Origin of the sequence: Oribacterium sp. FC2011 (assembly GCF_000701645.1) — a bacterium.
Taxonomy (GTDB): domain Bacteria; phylum Bacillota; class Clostridia; order Lachnospirales; family Lachnospiraceae; genus Oribacterium.
Map to the genome: position 1 here is coordinate 308,352 of NZ_JNJM01000001.1, position 18,023 is coordinate 326,374.

Here is an 18,023-nt window from a genome sequence, read left to right on the forward strand (position 1 = left end):
ATCACACACATACGTGAAAATATGTCAATCCGTAAAAACCTTTCTTTCCTCCGCCGTAAGATAGCAAGCCGGATCCATTCCCCAGAAATCTCCGCTTACGGCTTCCGCTCTGGTTCTAAAATTACCGTTACAGCAGTTCAGCCAGCAGCAGGCTTTACAGGTTTCCGGCAACAGCCCGTGTCTGTCCTTAAGCCCTGCCTGTACTGGATTTTCGGTTGAAGTCCAAATCTCCCCAAAGGGCTTTTCCAGAACATTACCGAAGGTATGCTGAGGCGAAAACTGATCGGGATGAACATTACCTAGATAGTCAATGTTTCCGAAAGCCATGCCGGATCTATTGCCGCCATTCATCTTAAGCATCGACAGGATATACTTTGCTCGCTCCGGATCCTTATCCCTGAACTTGAGATAAAGGTAAGGTCCGTCAGCATGATTGTCCACCATCAGAACTTCCTTTTTGAGACCTCTCCTGTGAAAATCCAGTGTCCTCTCGAAAATAAGATCAAGAACCGCTCTGGTCTCTTCAGCAGTCAGATCCTCATCACGTATAGCCGACCCTCTGCCGGAATATACGAGATGATAGAAACAGATACGGTCAACATCCTCTTTCTCCAAAACGTCAAGCACATCCCCGACTTCACTGTAATTCTCTTTATTTATAGTGAATCTTAGTCCGACACGCTGCCCGACGGCCCGACAGTTTCTGATGCCCTCCATGGCCCTTTTATACGCGCCGTCAACTCCCCTGAAGAAATCATTGGTCTTCTCAAGTCCATCCAGGCTGATGCCTACATATCCGACTCCGATGTCTTTTATCTTCTGCGCAGTTTCCCGATCGATAAGCGTGCCATTGGTCGAAAGTGTCGGCCTGATGCCTCTCTTTGCGGCATGCTCCGCAAGAGTAAAAAAATCTATTCTTGATAAAGGTTCTCCTCCCGAAAAAAGGATCACCGGTACATGAAAATCCGCAAGGTCATCTATAACCTTGAGAGCCTGTTCCGTAGTAAGCTCTCCTTCATATTTTTTGTTTTCCGAACCCGCATAGCAGTGTCTGCATTTTAGATTACAGCTTCTGGTATAATTCCAGACCACCACCGGACCTTTGCCCTCTGAAACTCCGTTACGTTGTTCGGCAGCCCCCTTTTTATAGCGAAGCTCATCGCCAAAATAAGTACCGTCAGTCAGCATCCTGGTAAGACTAAGCATTGGACTTCTCCTTTATCCTTCCGTAGGCACAGTAAGGATCCTCCGCAAGGATGTCTCCGTTGTTGTAGTATGCGGCTCTGGCTCTGCAGCCACCGCAGGAATCTTTGTATCCACAGTTTTCACAGCTTCCCTTGTAATCCTTGGTTCTCAGTTTCCTAAACAGGTCGCTGTTTTTCCAGATATAATCAAATTCTTTTTCTCTAATGTCTCCGGCCTCCTCAAGCATGTACGCGCATGGACGCACCTTCCCCACCGGACTTACGATGCAGTAGGTGAGTCCCGCAAGACAGCCCCTGGAAAATCTCGGACTTACCTTTACATCCAGTTGCTTTGCGACTCTCATGAACTGCGGTGCACAGGTCGGCTTTATGGTTATGGGAACCTCATTCTGCTTTAGCATGATATCCTTAAGCAGCTGCTCGTAAGCTTCTACCTGCACCTGATGGTCCTCTATCATTTTTCCTCTTCCAACAGGAATAAGGAAAAAGATGTAAACTGCGACAGCTCCAACCTTTACACCAAAATCAATGATGTCGAGTATCTCGTCCCTGTTCCAGTCCATAACTGTTACATGAAGCTGGAACGGAAGACCAAGCTTCCTACAGTTCTCTATACCCTCCATGGTTTTTTCATAGGCTCTGTCATTCCCACGAAATTCATTATGTTTTTTGGGATCAAGGCTATCAAGGCTTATGCCCATTGCACCGGCTCCGGCATTCTTTAGTTTTTCAACCACACCTTCCGTAAGCAGTGTGCCGTTAGTACCGAATACCGGACGAAGTCCCTTTTCCTTAGCATAGCCCACAAGCTCAAATATATCCGGCCTGGTCAAAGCTTCCCCGCCGCTGAATATCATTATCCTGAAACCGGCTCTTTGTATTCCGTCAATGAGCTTCTTAGCCTCATCGGTTGTCAGCTCTTCAGCCTTTTTGTCACCGGCATCCTGATAACAATGCTTACATTTAAGATTACAACTATTGGTTGTCATCCATGAAACGATCACGTTAATCTCCTTTTTGAGCCGCTTATCATATTTCACTAAGATAAAATTCTGATCGGCTCTTCAACAAATGTATATTTCACCGTGAAGTTTTGACACACTTCTTCCGGTCTGCATGGCTAATGTTTCATATCTTTCAATATGACTTCACTTATTCCCCCTGCAGTATATTCCCCTGCCATCAGGAAGTCTCCGTCATAGTGTTCCTTAAGTTTTTTCGCAGTGCTTGGCCCTATACAAACCGGCACAGTTCCATCCGAAAGTGAACAAAAAGTAAAAAATGCTTCAACACCTCTTCCGCTTCCAAATATCACGTAATCAGAATCCACTTTCTTTTTAATATCTCCGGCAAGCTTATCAGATATCAGTGTTCTGTATATCGGTACATCTTCAAAATCTATTCCGCCCTTTTCAAGTTCCTCCGAAAGAGCCTCTGAACTTATCTCTGCTCTCAGAAGAAGGCATCGATCATTCTTTCCGAGATGCTCCGCAAGCTCACGGCCAAGCACCTCCGCAGTATATTCCGACGGTACAAAATCCGTGTGGAATCCATGGGCCCGAAGGTCTTCATCCGTCCCTGAACCAATGCAGGCGAATTTCAGCTTCATGATTGAACGCAAATCTATCTGACTTTCCATTAGATATGAGAAGAATGCCTCGATCCCGTTTCTGCTGGTGAAAACTATCCAACTGTAGTCTTCAAAGTTTTTTGGCATCTTATCAAATAAAAACCTGACTTCCATTGTGGTCATGGGAACAAGCTTTGCTTCAAGATTCTCAAGTGCCTTACACTGGATATTCACAAATCTTTCAGTACCGGTAACAGTAATGGTCTTTTTTTCTGCATCAGACCTTAGATCCATTCCCGCAACCGGACCTATAACTATGATCCCCGGGGTCAATGCCTTTCCTTCGCACACATCCGCTATATCAGAAAGCTTACCGTCCAGACGCTGCTCCTCACTGCTGTATGCTTTGGCCAATACGCTTACCGGAGTATCCTCCGGCTTTCCAAACTCAATCAGTTTCCCGCATATCTCTCTCAGATTCTTTATCCCCATAAGAAATACAAGTGTGCCGGGATTTTTTGCAAGATTCTTCCAAGCCACCTTTATTTCGCCATCTTCCATTGTATGGCCGGTGACCACAGTAAAGGATCTGGCAACGCCCCGATGGGTGACAGGAATTCCGAATCTTTCAGGAACAGCAACACAGGATGTCACACCGGGAATGACCTCATGGCGGATGTTTTCTTCCATGAGGGCAAGGATCTCCTCGCCGCCTCTTCCGAAAACGAAACTGTCCCCACCCTTAAGGCGGACAACATTATTTCCTTCCTGCGCTTCCCGGATCAGTATGCGGTTTATCTTCTCCTGAGGAAGACTGTGCTTTCCCGATCTTTTCCCAACATATATTCGTTTTGCTTTCTGTGGTATCCGGGAAAGAACTTCCCCGGCCAGAAGATCATCGTAGACTATGACATCAGCCTCACTTATAGCTTCAAGCCCCTTCAAGGTTATAAGTCCTTCTCCGCAACCTGCTCCCACCAGAGTAACTTTTCCCGTACAGTTTCCGATTAATTCCTTTGCCATATCCTCACAGATGATCATATGGTCCTTAACCTTACATGTCCGCTCACATCTTCTGCCCCTGAACATTGCGGAAATCCGTACCTCTTTTCCGTTTATTTCAGCATATGCTCCTATAGGAAGAGTGCAATCTGCTTTCATTCTGCTGAAAAGATATCTTTCTATCCCGAATCGAAGCTTCGTTACCGAATCTGATATTCTGTCAAGAAGCTCCACGATCTCTTTATCCTTTTCCCTACATTCAACGGCAATCATCCCCTGGCAAACGGCAGGGATGCACTCCCTGATATCAAGCCTTCTAATGTCATATTCCTGTAGATCCAGATCCAGTCTGTCCAGCGCTGCTGCCGCAACAACTATGGCCGTGTACTGACCCTCACTTAATTTTCTGAGTCTCGTGTCAACATTACCACGAAGGTTTTCGAAAACCGCCTCGGGATAAAGTTGTTTTAATTCACTTATCCTTCTGGGGCTTCCGGTGCCTATGACCATAGGTTGTTCAGGTTCCGCGCCCTTTAGAGTCACAAGGCAATCCCTTGCGTCACCTCTCTTTGGCACGCCGCCTATCACTAGCCCCTCTTCCAGATCGTAGGGAAGATCCTTTGCGCTGTGAACAGCAATGTCAGCATTACCATCTATAAGTTCCGTCTCAAGAGAACGAATGAAAAGCCCATTCCCGCCTATTTTGGATAATGCATCCTTCTGATTATGATCCCCTTTGGAGTGAACCACCTTGATCTCATAATCTATATTTTGTTTCTTAAGAAGCTCACAAACTATGTCTGTCTGAGCCAGGGCAAGCTTGCTTCCTCTTGTCGCAATGATCAGTTTTTTCATAATGTCATGTTATCAGTCGAAATGATTTTAACCGATATAGTTTTTAACGAGTGGATAAACACGATTATAGGTTACTGCGGCCAGAGCACAGATTATAAAGTCCGGAATGACAGTGCTCAGAAACCACACCTCTATCAGGGCAATTACGCCGATGGATTTTCCGTTTGTGAGAACATAGTTATACATTATGAAATAGTATAGAAGCCCGAAGAAGTAGTAAGCCATCTCACCAAGAAATGCCGCCAGTATAAGCTTTCTCATACCTTTTCCACTCTTGCTTTCAGTAACGAGACCGCTGATCCAGGCTGCGGCTATGAATCCGATTATAAATCCGAAGGTCGGCTTCATCATATACTGGATACCGCCACCATGTGCAAAAACCGGAACTCCCATAAGCCCTACCAGCACATAAGCAAGCACACTATAGAAACCATTTTTGCTGCCGAGGAACATCCCTGCCATAACAGCAAAAAATATCTGTAGCGAAAATGTCACCTGCCATATTCCGATTGGGAGCATGATCTTTATAAATGCTCCTACAGCCATGAGTGCTGTGAAAAGACCACATAAGACAAGTGATGTCGATTTAGTTATATTCAGATTCTTTGTCATTTCCTTTCCCCTTCTTTTCCCTAAAATAAAATTCCTAATTCCACAAAATGATAGATAGATTATATCATGTATAAGTTCTTATTTCTATCGCAGTAATCCATCAGGGACGGTTCTCGCCGGCGAGAACCGTCCCCGGTGGGTTACCGGCATATATTAATTAAATAGAAAAAGGTCATGAGCGACTGCCCATGACCTTTTACATCTTACGGATTACTCCGCATTTTGTTTTTTCTTTTTCTTGTAGACACTAAGCCATGCGCCCAGTATCGCAAGTGAGAAGACTGCTGTGATTCCGTAGATTGTCATATGAGACATATCTCCGGTTCCCGGACGTCTGGCTGCTCCGAGAACTCTTGGCTCCTCCGGCATATCTCTGTCGGCACCGAGAACACTTCCTTCATCAGGAGTTTCTCTGTCGGCACCTTTAACGCTTCCGTCTGAAGGTGAACCCGGATCACGTGAAGAAGATACGTTTCCGCCTTTTCCTCCGCCGGTTCTCAGTCGGTTGGTGAACTCAACCTCTGAGGTCTGTCCGTTTTCAAGATAAACTCTTGATGCCTCGATTCCGTTTCCGGTCACAGCAACCTGACCATAGGTCACGGATGAATATGAAGCATCGTAGCCGCTTACACCCTCCTCGGAAAGGACATAGTAGATACGCTTTCCATCTGCTGTATATACCGGAACATCAGCCCAGACAGCTGCATCTGACCAGTTATTGGCTGCTGACAATGTTACTGTCTTTGATATTCCATCAATGTTTATCTCATTTTCCTTTCCGCCTGTAACGGTAAGTGTCTTGAGATTTACCTTGATTTCTGCAGGACGTCTGTTTTTGCTGTTATTTTCATCATCCCAAACCTTTGAAACTCTGAGTGATCCGGTATCCATACGGTTTGTAATGTCCGTGCGGAAACCTGTTTCGGTCTTTTCGGTTGTTGATGTGTAAACATAAGCACCGACTGTTCCCTTTACGAGACCATCGTCCTTAACATTAACCTTGCTTCCGTCAGAGAGAATGATTCTGGTCTCCACTGCACGGTAGCTGTACTCATTGCCGTCCTTGTCATACTTAGGAAGATCCTTTACGGTCCAGCTTGAATCTGTCTTGTTGATCACATGAGTCATCAGTGATTCTTTACCATCAACAGTTACGTAAACATTTGCCCAGTCAGCTGCTCCGGTCTTTCTCTGGAGTACAACCTCGGCTCCTGTTACACCATCTCCGATTCCGGCAAATTCATTGTCCCAGTTCTTACGTACGACGATATCTACAGGGTCAAGTGTGTTCTTAATGCTGAACTCCCACTTCTCCGCCTCGTTCTTCTCGATGGAAGACTCGGTTGCAAGAGTGATATCTCCTTCGTAACCCTTAACCTCTGTTTCTTCAACGCTGTAGGTGATTCTGCTTCCTACAAGTCCCCTCTTATAAGCAGGGAGTCCTGTCCATGAAGCCTTCCAGCCGTTTGAGGCTTTGAGTGTTTCAGGATTGGTTATCTTCTTGTCCTCGTCATATGCAAGTTCCAGATTCGTGACTTCTTCAGTCACTTCGATGCCATCTTCATTTGTATAAGTAGCATACAGTGTAACCTTGATTTCCTTTGGTCTGTCGCCATACTTATCATCCATATCATCCCACTTCTTTACAGCATCGATATCTACTGTACTGATTCTGTGGATATTGGAGTAAGTACTTATGGACATCTCCCCTTCGGTAAGATTGATTCCTACGTCTGCAGGCTCTGCCTCGAGAACTTCATCTGCAAAGCCTAAAAGATCAAGTACCCATGTTGCTATGTTACGAACCAGATCAACAAAACCATCGACTATTCTTTCGATAAATGTCTCTGATTTAATTGCCCTCATCTCATAATGTGAAACTTCATCTTCTACTGCTCTGTAGCTGTATGCATCACCCTTGGCATCTTCTACAGGAAGCTGTGACCATGTTGCTATAGACCACTTACCCTCACCGGCCTCAGTCTGATTTGTAATCTTTCTGTCAAACTTGGATGGTAACTGTGTCCATTCACCGTCCTTAGCCTTACGCTCCAGATGGAATGTAACCTCATCAGGACGTAAACCATCACGGTTCTCATCATCATCCCAGATCTTGGTGATAGCATAATCACCCTTCTTCAGGATATTGCTGAGTGTAGCTTTCTGAAGTCTGTCTTCAGCCTGTTCTGTCTTGCCTAAGTTGTAGTTGTAGCCTCCGACAGTATTCTTATTTTCGTTGACTGTGAGCTTCTTAACCTCCTGTCCGTTCTTGTAAATTACGATATTTGTTTCCTTCGCTCTATAAATGTATCTATCTCCCTTATTATTTCTTAAAGGAAGATCATTCCATTCATGAGTGTAATCATTGTCCTTGCTGAGAACTTCAGACATAGTAGCTATGTTCTGTCCGTTCCTTGCATTTCTTGGATACCAGGTCTCACCATCGTATGAATACTCAAGTTCTACATAAACACGTCTCTCGTACTCTTCATTTGCGTTAGTAGGATCTGTGTCTTCTGTATCCCAAGCCTTCTTTACGATGAAGGAGGTGGTTGCAAGCTTGTTTGTAAACTCAACAATTGTAGAGTCGGTTGCTATAGCAAATCTTTCCGTTGTATCGCCATCCTTGGCAATGCCTCCGTCCACCTTAACCAGGTTAGTGGCATCGTATGAACGGAATTCGACTTCCTTACCTTCAACAACAGCGTATTCCTTAACAGTGTAGTTGATAGCAGTGCCGTCTGCATCGTATATAGGAAGTTCTGACCATGATTCCTTATAACCATTAGCGGCGTTAAGTGTCTTGATCTCTTCCGATATAGATTTCTCACCGGACTTGTCCTTCATGTCTACAGATGCTGTAAGTCTAACGTTGATGTCTGTACGGAGTTCGTACTTATCATCCATATCATCCCAGATCTTAGATACGGAAATGCTTCCTAATCTAAGTCTGTTGGTGAAATCTGTCTTAAGTACCTTTGTATAAATGCCTTCAGACTTCTCAGGATCGGTGTTCTCAGACTTATACTCATAAGCCGTTGTACCACCTTCCTGGTTGCCGGAATCATTTGCATTTTCTGTAACCTCAACCTTGATTACTGTTGAAGGTTTAGTTTCTGTTCCATCCTTAAGAACGATCTTCTTCTCAACCGCTCTGTAAGAATATTCATTACCATTCGGATCCTTGGTTGGTAAGTATTCGAAGGATACAGTTTTGCCCGCTGCTGCGTCAGCATGTGAGAGTTCTGCGCTAAGTACCTTGCCCTCGCTCTTCACATCTGACCAGTCGCCATTACCAATTCTTCTCTGAAGCTCGAACACAATGTGATCAACCTTAGAGTCGAATCCACGTACTTCATCCTTCCAAGCCTTAGTAACATCAAGTCTTGTAAGATCAAGTGTGTTGATTACGGTTGTTTCGGAGTAATAAGGATTGTTCTCAACGATATTTCCTTCTTTATCCTTGATATCCACGATTACATCACAAACTGATTCTACCTTACTGAATTCGCCGAAACCGGTTCCCTCAGTCTTTATTACTTCTTTATTAGTTTCAGGATCAACTTCTTTTCTTATTGATTCATTTGAAATGAAAGAATCAATATCATCTTCCCGATCAACAATTGTTCCATCAGGATATGTTACCGAATACTCTACAGCACGATATTTTATCTCACGATAAGTACCATCGTCTAACTTATCTGTTTTATCAATAATAAATGCAGTAGGATAAAGTTCTTTCTTCTCAGCAGTACTGTATTTTCCTATCTCCTTTCCATTCTCATCCAAAGTTTTTTGGAATTCTGAATACATAGTTACCGGTGTCTTTACGTTGGTTTCTGGATCCTTCTGTTCAAGAAGTTTCCATTCCTTCCAGTCATCCGGCATCCGGTTCTTATCCTCTTTTTCATTATACTGAATCTGATAGTAAATCCGATATGTGATGGACTCAGGTAAAGCTTTCTTGTTATACAACTCCAAAAGCTTTTCTCCGGAAATCTCCTCATTACCCTTACCTGACTTAAACTTCTTGACCGCATGAAGGTCTATAGTTTTAAATACATTCTTTCGGCCTGTAACTGTAACTACTTTTCCGGTTTCTTTATCAACAACTTCTCCTTCAGGCGGATTAGTTCCATCCACACCGCCGTCAAGATATACTACTCCATCCGGCGTACCCTTTACACCTGCACCTCCGTACCAGAATTTGCCATCCCTTGTTTCAACCACAAACGGGATATAACTCTTGTATGTTTTATCTTGAGGGTTGATAATTTTGGATTTAATTTTATTGAACAGGTTTTCAGGCATAAAATCCTTAACCCAATCTTTAGGTATAACCTCTTCAACATAGTATCTGTAGTAGTAACCTCTTGTTGGTTCATACTTCAACAGTTCACTTATCGTAGCAGTCCAATTGTTAGCCTCATTAAGGGTAAATGAATACTTATCCTTGTCCTTTTTGATCAGTGTTCTGTTAGATTCTGCCGTACTATTGTTGTGATACAGTCTGTAAAGATTGAAGTTTATCTCCTTAGGAAGGATACTGATTCCATCGTATCCGCTGTCTTTGATATTCCAAATCTTTAAGACCTTAAGTGGCTCACGGTCCTTTCTATAGGTATTGATGATACCTGCAGCACCGCTACCCTTACCGCTGTCAATGTCATAGCTGCCATCTACTGCGACATCATATCCATCCCAGCTGCTGTCATGACGGACTACCTTTCTTTCTTCAATAGTACTTGTTGTTGCCTTCGCAGACCTGGTTTCATCAAAAGTAATTTTTGATGAAGCTCCGGTCTTCAGGTTTTCTTTCGCTTCAAGTTTTGCATGACCATTCTCAAGAATGTAATTACCATCCTCGTCAACGGCTACAGAAGCATTGTATACATCATAAGCTCTGGTGTAAGGTACTTTGCCGCCATCGGATGTCTCCTCAACCTTTTCAGAAATCACATACTTATAGGGATTAAGGTTTGGTGCGTAGTACACCAGATCATTCCACTCAGCATATGCGTATCCCGACTTATCAGGATCGTTCTTGTCAATCTTATATGTCAGCTCCTGCTCATCAAGTATCTTACCGGTGCCGTTAATGATATTGCCATCTGCATTCTGGAGATATCTGTAAAGACGAATGGTGATCTTAGGCATATCATTGCCATGGACAGGATCCAGATACTTCTCGTCATATTCATTTTCGGGTTTGAATCCATCCCACTTCTTACAGAACTTGACTGAATAGTTCTTGGTCTCCTTGTACTTATTGACCGCCTTGATACCATTTGTCAAAGTATCATTTTCCGTTACCTCAAAGTCATAGGCTGCATGCAGAACCTTTATTCTTTCTGCTGTTTCCTTTTCTCCTTTCTTTGCGTCAAGTATGGAATACGTATCCGCTTCCTTTACAAAATATGTGTAAGGACGTCCTGTATTATCATACTTCGGTACATATGCCTGAACCTTGTTTTCATCATTTTCGGTTTTGTTACCCTTGTAGAATGTGAAGTTTCTCTTATAGAGTTCATTTGCTCCCTCAAGTATAGCTACGAGATTGTTGTCGGTAGCCTCGAGATCCTCCTGACCCATAAGATCCCTTATTATGTCATACTCAGGAACCTTTTCTTCCTTTGGACTTCCCTCCGGTTCTCCGTAAGGTCTTCTCCAGAGTTCGAGTTCTACATCCGGAAGATTCTTATTGCTGTAACCATCCGGAAGGTTTTCATAAATCTTAACACCGCTAACTGTACGCTTGTTTCTCGGTCTGTTAACAAGTGTACCGGCATCATCTTCATTAAGAGCAACCTTAGCCGCAACTATAACTACATCCTTACCATTTTCCTTATACTCCAACTTCTGAAGATCCTTATCAATAGTCGAGAAAGTAGCTATCTGTTTTGTGACATCTGTATATTTAGGCGCTCCTTCAAATGCACCTATCTCCGCATACTCGTTGGTATTCTCGGAAGCATAGGACTCACTGATATAGTATTCATACTCATAGAATTCCTCTGTAAATCTTGATTGAGGATTGTATTTAACCTGCCACCAGTTATGAGCTTTCTTATCAAAACTTGTTGTATCCCAATCGTAATCGATGTAGCTCTTCGTATCGAGAAGCTCAACATGATCTACTTTATTCTCATCTGTGTATTTACGATAGAGATGGGAATAGATGTCCGGTCTGTCATTATCTCTGTCATCGTAGTCATCCCAGAACTTATTCACTACAGGAGTAATAGTTGCTGAGAGAGTATTCTTGATGGCAAATGAATACCTGTCACCTGTATGGTGATCTTTTCCAAGCTCGAATTCAGCAGTATTTCCGCTCATTACATAAGCGTCTTTATACTTCTTTGCCGCATCCTCTCTTCCTGTCCTGTAAATGAATTCCTCGTACTTATCCTCAGAATTCTTCACAAGATGTGGCTTATAATCTATAAGCTTACCCTCATCATCGTACTTACGATATGGGCCAAGCTTAGCTGACCAATCATTGGACTCATCCAATGTTAGATCAACTAATTCATTTCCAACCTGTACCTTCAGCTTTAAGGAATCCGGTCTGGAAATATCTTTCATACGACCGTCAACCCATTCTTTTTTGATGTCAATGTATATAACACCGACTCTTACATTGGAAATTGCAAAGTCAAAGTTTCTGTTACCTATTACATTACCGTCCTCGTTGTACTGGTAGTTAATGTATCTGTTGGTTCCGGACTCGTCCTTCGCACTTTCACTGTTACAGATCAGTACATCGTAATCATAGAAATCACCCTGTACGAAACCGTAATCATCATCTTCATACTGCTTTTTCTGAAGCTCTGAGAAAGTCTCCTCTTTACCTTCATACTTATTCCAGAAATGTCCAAGGTAGTAATCCTTGTTAGAGAAATCATCAACGATGGTTCTGCCAGCACCTGTATAGTAGTGAACCGGATTATCTCCCATATAGGTTTCTATAACACGGAAATCACCTGATGTAGCAGTAGGGCTGTAATCATTATCTCTCCAGGCAACAAACTGATCATGAACCTCTGAAGGTATCTTCATAAATGAATATTTTGAATATACCTCATCATTCGGTGCTATATATGACGGTGTACCAACTGAATTCCATGTGCTTTCTCCGGCTGCCTTATACTGAAGTTCAAAGGTTACCTTCTGCCTTTTCTGAGATTCCTCTCCATCAAGCCACTCCTTATAGACAGTTATATACTCACCTTTACCGAGATTGTTGCTGATTCTGATCTCGTCAACAAGATATTTATCTCTGTCTGCAATATACGGAATGATATCAGTGTCACTTGTACCGCTATAAACCTCCTCTGAGATTATATTCTCATATGTCGGATTATATCCGCGATCCATGGCATCCTCATGTTCGAAAACAGAGTATGTATATTCAGCGCCCTGAAGATCATATCTTGGAAGCAGCTTTTTATCTCTGTAATAATTTATGAGAGTTTTGTTATCGCCTTCAACAGCCTCCTCTGGAATTTCCATGGGACTTTCGAATCTGTCAACGATAATTACATCAGTAAAATCCTGCTGTAACTGGCTAAGATCAGTTATTTCCTTTGAAACCAGATTACCTTCGCCGTCATAGCTCCTGATTATGCTGCCTACCTTGTAGGTTTTACTGATAACACCTATCTTTTCGTTATCCCGGAAAACATCAAAACTAACTGTTGCTTCTTTTCTTTCGATATCACCAAGTGAAATTCCTTCAGGGAATCTCTTGGTGATCTTGACCTGTGCATTACCGACAAGTCTGTTTGTGATATCGACATTTACATTACCGTCGGTATTAACCTCGGTTTCCATTTCCTGTACATATCTGTATCCATCAGCTGTCAGATAATATAATGGGCCATCTTCAATTTTTATCTTCTCGGCAGCCTTGAATCCCTCCTGATCATTCTCATCTGCCACCTTGGTTGAGACATAGCCTTCATCTACATAGTAGTAAAGTCTTCTTCCCTCTTTATCGTACTTATCCAAAGTCCAGCTATGACTCTTTGACTTCTGCTCGGAAGAGAATCCTGTAAGAACTGATGTTGATGCCGGCTCTACCTTTCCATCTCTGTCACGGCTGTAAACATTGAGCTCAACCTCTGCATCAATATCCTGTCTTGCAGTTGCAGTCCAGGTTTTGGTTGCCTTAACAGTTACTTTATCAGTTATGAGATTTACGAGCTTCTCGCCGTTAAGTATGAATTGTCCGCCATGAAGAGTGGTATCGTTTGGATCCTCACTATCAGGTCTTCTGATGAGGCTTCTTACATAGCTGTTGGAACCGCCTTCTGTATGTTCCTTTCCTATATAGATAAGCTGAACACCGTCACCGTTATAAGCTGAAAGTGCACCGCTGCCTGGAATCGTCAGCTCATAGAGCTTGTTCTCACCGTTATCTATATTCTTTACTATAGGAACATAAACCTGATCCTGGATAGGAGATCTGTAGGTCCATCTGTCTTCGCTGGTTCTTGCATATCTGTAGACAAGGATGCTTGCCTTAGGTCTTGCTTCGACAATATCCTTTGTTGCTTCATCCTTCCACAGCTTATACATCACATAGTCTGTATCACCGGCAAGTATGTTAACGAGAGTTCCGCCATTATATACACCATTGGTTTTATTGGAGGCATTTCCCACATTATTATATGTTGGTTCATAACGACGATTGGTTATAGCATTGCCTTCTTCACCTGTAGTTGGCTCAAGTCCGGTAATCTTTTCCTGAGTCAGATAATAGTGAACATTATAGTCACCCTTATCGTAAGCATATCCCTTAACCGTTACAGTCCAGGTATTATCTCCGTTATCTGTAACTGTAGCTGCACATTCCTCATAGTCTGAAACCAGATAGTCTTTTTCTTCCTTATCCTTCCAAATAACAGACATTGTAGCAGGATGATCGGCATCACCCTTTACAATCTTATAAAGAGAAACATACTGCTTCCAGTTTTCGATAGATGGTCTGTCACTGCCAAGTTTATCTATATCGTTCCACTGTATGGTTGCAGTGAATGTCTGGATCTCATAGTTTCGAAGAACACTACCGTTTGGATCTTCGTCACCATTCTCATTCTCATACTTACTGAAATAATGCTTCTTTAACTCATCCTCTTCAGCAAGACGATACCTGATATTTGTCTCAACTGTCTCGTTACGCACAATGGCGCCGGTATCGTTCTTTTCACGTATTACATCTACCTTCTTATCAAAAAGAACATCTTTGAAATTATATACATATGATGTCTGAGTTTTAACGATATTGGCATACACCGGTAAAGGAACATTAGCCTCAGAATAACCAAGTTCCTTCATGGCATCAGCATCAAGTTTTTTCCACTCCGTATAATCAGGGCCTAAGGAGTACTCAAGATACATGTAGCTGCTTACATCCACATCCTTGTTGCCCACAAATTTGTTCTTTTCTTCAGGAGTCTTTCCGCCGTCTTCCCAATACTTCTTGACAGACTGGTTTGTACTTCTTCCTTCAATGAAGAATATGTTTTCTTTCTTATTTGAATTCTCCTGTTTTCTTAAGAGATCGATAGCATTAGTTTCACCTATACCGGATATCACCTGATATTTGGTATCACCGGTTACATCAAGGTACATTCTTAATGTCTCGTCATCTGACTTAACAGTAAAACTATACTCTTTCTTATTGGCATCCAGTTTGATCGTTAATGTATCATCTTTATATGATGATCCACTGGGCAGACCACTTACGCTGACAGCCCTTCCTGCGGCTGCGTCACGATCCAGTATTTTAAATGTTAAATAAGTAGGATTGTTCTTATCGGAAGATACCGGTACATTCTCAAGCTTGAGATATACAGGATATTCTATATATTCCGCATAGGTAAGTGTAAGTACAGCGTCTTCAGTAAGGTCAAATGTTCCCTTGCTTGTTTTGTACTGGAAATCGCTGAGCTGTTTGATATTTGTATAATCAGTATCCCCTACTCTGAGGCTCGCACTTCTGTATCTGTATCCGCTTACTGTAAAGAGCTTCGAAATATCCGTAAGCGTCTTGGGATCTCTCGAATTTGCAGTATATGCAGTGATAGGATTCTTCTTTTCAGTATCCTTTTCATCATATATTTCTACAGTTAAATTGGGGACGATATAATCAATCTTAAATTGATTGTCTGCTTTAAGATTGTTTTCATCTGTAATCTTCGCAGCAAGTACGATATTGTTTACTGCTTTGTTTGGAGTTACTGCAGAAATCTTTGCATCTTTGCTCTTTGTGATAACACTGAAGCTTGCAACATTTGCAGAAACCGTGATATCCAATGTTCCTTCAGAGCCGGCAGTGTACGGTGTATCTTCCCCGCCTTCTGTTCTGACGATTACTTCATCTCCGGCTTTAAGATCCTTTAATGAATAAGTAATAGCATCATCGTCAGCGGCCTCAAATGTTTCTCCGCCCTTCTTTATCTCCTGTCCCACACTATATGCGTAGGTTTTTACATTAGTAATCTCAAAAGATGTAGGCGCATCCTGTTTATTGGAAAGAACCTGTCCTGAAATCTCTCCGGTTTCGGAAACCATGGTATAGTCCTTATTCTGGTACTCCTTAGGATTGATTGACAGGATGTCTGTTGCGGCGATAGTGAATGACACATCGCTTGCGTTAACATTGAATTCCTTCTTATCATCGTTCTCTGATGTAACAACGATCTCACGTGTTTCACCATCCTCATCGGTGATAACGATAGTTGCCTTACCGCCATTACTTCCAAAACCGGTAAGCTCATATGTAACCTCTCCGGTGAGATCTTTCGTTGTCTGCTTTACATAGAAAGTATCATCGAGAGCCCAGCTCACGCTCTTATGCGTAAGTGTTCCATCAGTCTCTCCGGAAACTGCCGATACCTCGCTTGATGTAGCACGATAAGTAACTCCGTCTCTTGTAACCTTTGTAACAGCAAAAGACATACTGTCGGAATCTGATATAAGTCCAAGAGCAGTTTCAGCCGGAATACCATCGATGACAGAACCGGTTTTATGTTCATTATAGAATTCTTCAAGTGCTGACGGGTCAGAGGAAATCTGTTCTATAAATGTCTTGAATTCATCCTCTGTTTCAGCAGCATCATAATTTGCAGCAACATTTGAATCCTCTGCACCTGTAAGCTCTACTGTGAGAGTATCTCCATCTCTGGAACTAAAGGATTCACTGGAAAGATCTGTATAGTATCCCTTAACCTTCGCTTTATCAGAATAAAATGCGATTGTATATACAGAAAAGTCCTCTGTGTTTACACTGAGTTCTCCGTCTACGGATACATTGATACTGTCATCCGATTCAGGTGCATCCTGTCTCTCTTCATCTACAGATACATTCTCGGGTTCCTCAGCCTTAACAAGCTCAGGTGCCTCAAGTTTCTCTTCCTGATCGGCACCACTTACGAGATCATCCCATGCTTCAAAAATGTTTTCTATAAATGATTCTTTATCGTCATCAGCTTTAGCTGCCTTTTCGACATCTTCTTTATCAATATCCTTGAAGTGATAAACGGAAATGTACTTGTCTTCTGACTCAGCCGCATCAAGGATCTTCTTTGACTTGAAGGTAATGTTTACTTTTCTGTCACCTTCTGTAACAGGATCAAGTTCCTTTCCTTCAGCATCAACAACCTTGATATCATAAGACAATGTGCTATCGATAACCTTGTCATCATCCAGCGCCTTTTCTACCGCTTCATCTATCTTTAAGTTGTCTCTGTCCTTAGAAATCTTCTCTACCTTAAGGCTGCTGCCATTGGGGAATACTCCTGCGGGAGCCGCAACCACGATTTCCACATCGTCGTCTGACCATGCAGCCGAAAACTCTACGGCCGCCTCTTCCAAAACCTCTACGCTTATTGTCGGAAGTGAAGAATCAAACAGGACATACTTATCCTCGTCTTCTACTTCAGAAGTAAATCTATATATGCCCGGCTCATCAGGATCATATTCCCCTCCGAAGCTTGCATCATTCTCCCATGAAAGAGGAAGCTTTATAACAGAGTATCCGTCGAGGTCAAGACCTGTTTCCTTTTCTATATTTTTGATAGATGGTTTATCCTTAGAGGACAACAGTTTCTTAACCTCTTCCCGCTGTTCATCCGTTATAAAGTCAATATTCTTGCTTATAACTGATTTTGTTGCCTCATCGAGGGTTGAAACCGACTCATCATCAATCTCGCTTATGGATGCTTTTTCTGTATCTGAATCTGCCGCTTCATTGACTTCGCTTGCTGATGCATATTCTATACTTATGTCTGCATCATCATCCTCGTCTGTCTCTGCATCCGCATCTGCATCACAGGCCAGTGCAAATATGGTCTTTGGCAGATCGAGACTTGACTCAGGTGTGCCAAACTCAACAACCTGATACGCCACATCTTCCGGCAGGTCGGCCAATGCCTTTACTGCATAATGCGATATGGAACGTACGGCAGACGGGCTTTCCATCGCATAGCCCGTGACCCCGGCACTTAATCCGGAATCAACAACCATAAGTACGCACAATACCAATGATAGTAATTGCTTCGTTAACTTATTCATACTACTTTCCCCATTTGTTATATGATTCTTTGCCCCATATGACATATTTCTCCAATATGTCGATTCATTTTAACATTAAAAATATTACAAATTAGATTAAATTTAATGCTAATTATTAAAAACTTTTAAACAAACTTAGAAATTTTTATTAAATTTAAATGCCGCTTGGATTTATTTAAGATTTTGTGTTATTTAGTAAA

At 42.4% G+C, this 18,023-nt stretch carries 5 protein-coding genes; all 5 read right to left on the reverse strand.

Annotated features, from left to right (window positions below):
• Positions 1-24: 24 nt before the first annotated feature.
• The 5 genes from T357_RS0101300 to T357_RS0101320 all read right to left on the reverse strand — a co-directional run bounded on the left by T357_RS0101300 (position 25) and on the right by T357_RS0101320 (position 17,823).
• Entirely contained in the window at positions 25-1,206 is a 1,182-nt protein-coding gene (locus tag T357_RS0101300; RefSeq protein WP_031547847.1) for a radical SAM/SPASM domain-containing protein, read from the reverse strand.
• Positions 1,199-2,209 (reverse strand): putative heme d1 biosynthesis radical SAM protein NirJ2, encoded by a 1,011-nt coding sequence (nirJ2, locus tag T357_RS0101305; RefSeq protein WP_031547849.1) that lies wholly within the window; start codon positions 2,207-2,209, stop codon positions 1,199-1,201. The genes T357_RS0101300 and nirJ2 overlap by 8 nt, the downstream gene beginning before the upstream one ends.
• A 116-nt stretch (positions 2,210-2,325) precedes the next feature.
• Complete coding sequence (gene cobA, locus T357_RS19835; protein WP_049962194.1) at positions 2,326-4,632, reverse strand: uroporphyrinogen-III C-methyltransferase; 2,307 nt, start codon at positions 4,630-4,632, stop codon at positions 2,326-2,328.
• Between the two features lie 27 nt (positions 4,633-4,659).
• A complete protein-coding gene (locus tag T357_RS0101315; protein ID WP_031547852.1) occupies positions 4,660-5,244 on the reverse strand; it encodes a biotin transporter BioY in 585 nt (194 codons plus the stop codon).
• Between the two features lie 210 nt (positions 5,245-5,454).
• Complete coding sequence (locus tag T357_RS0101320) at positions 5,455-17,823, reverse strand: Cna B-type domain-containing protein (RefSeq protein WP_197027285.1); 12,369 nt, start codon at positions 17,821-17,823, stop codon at positions 5,455-5,457.
• Between the last annotated feature and the right edge of the window lie 200 nt (positions 17,824-18,023).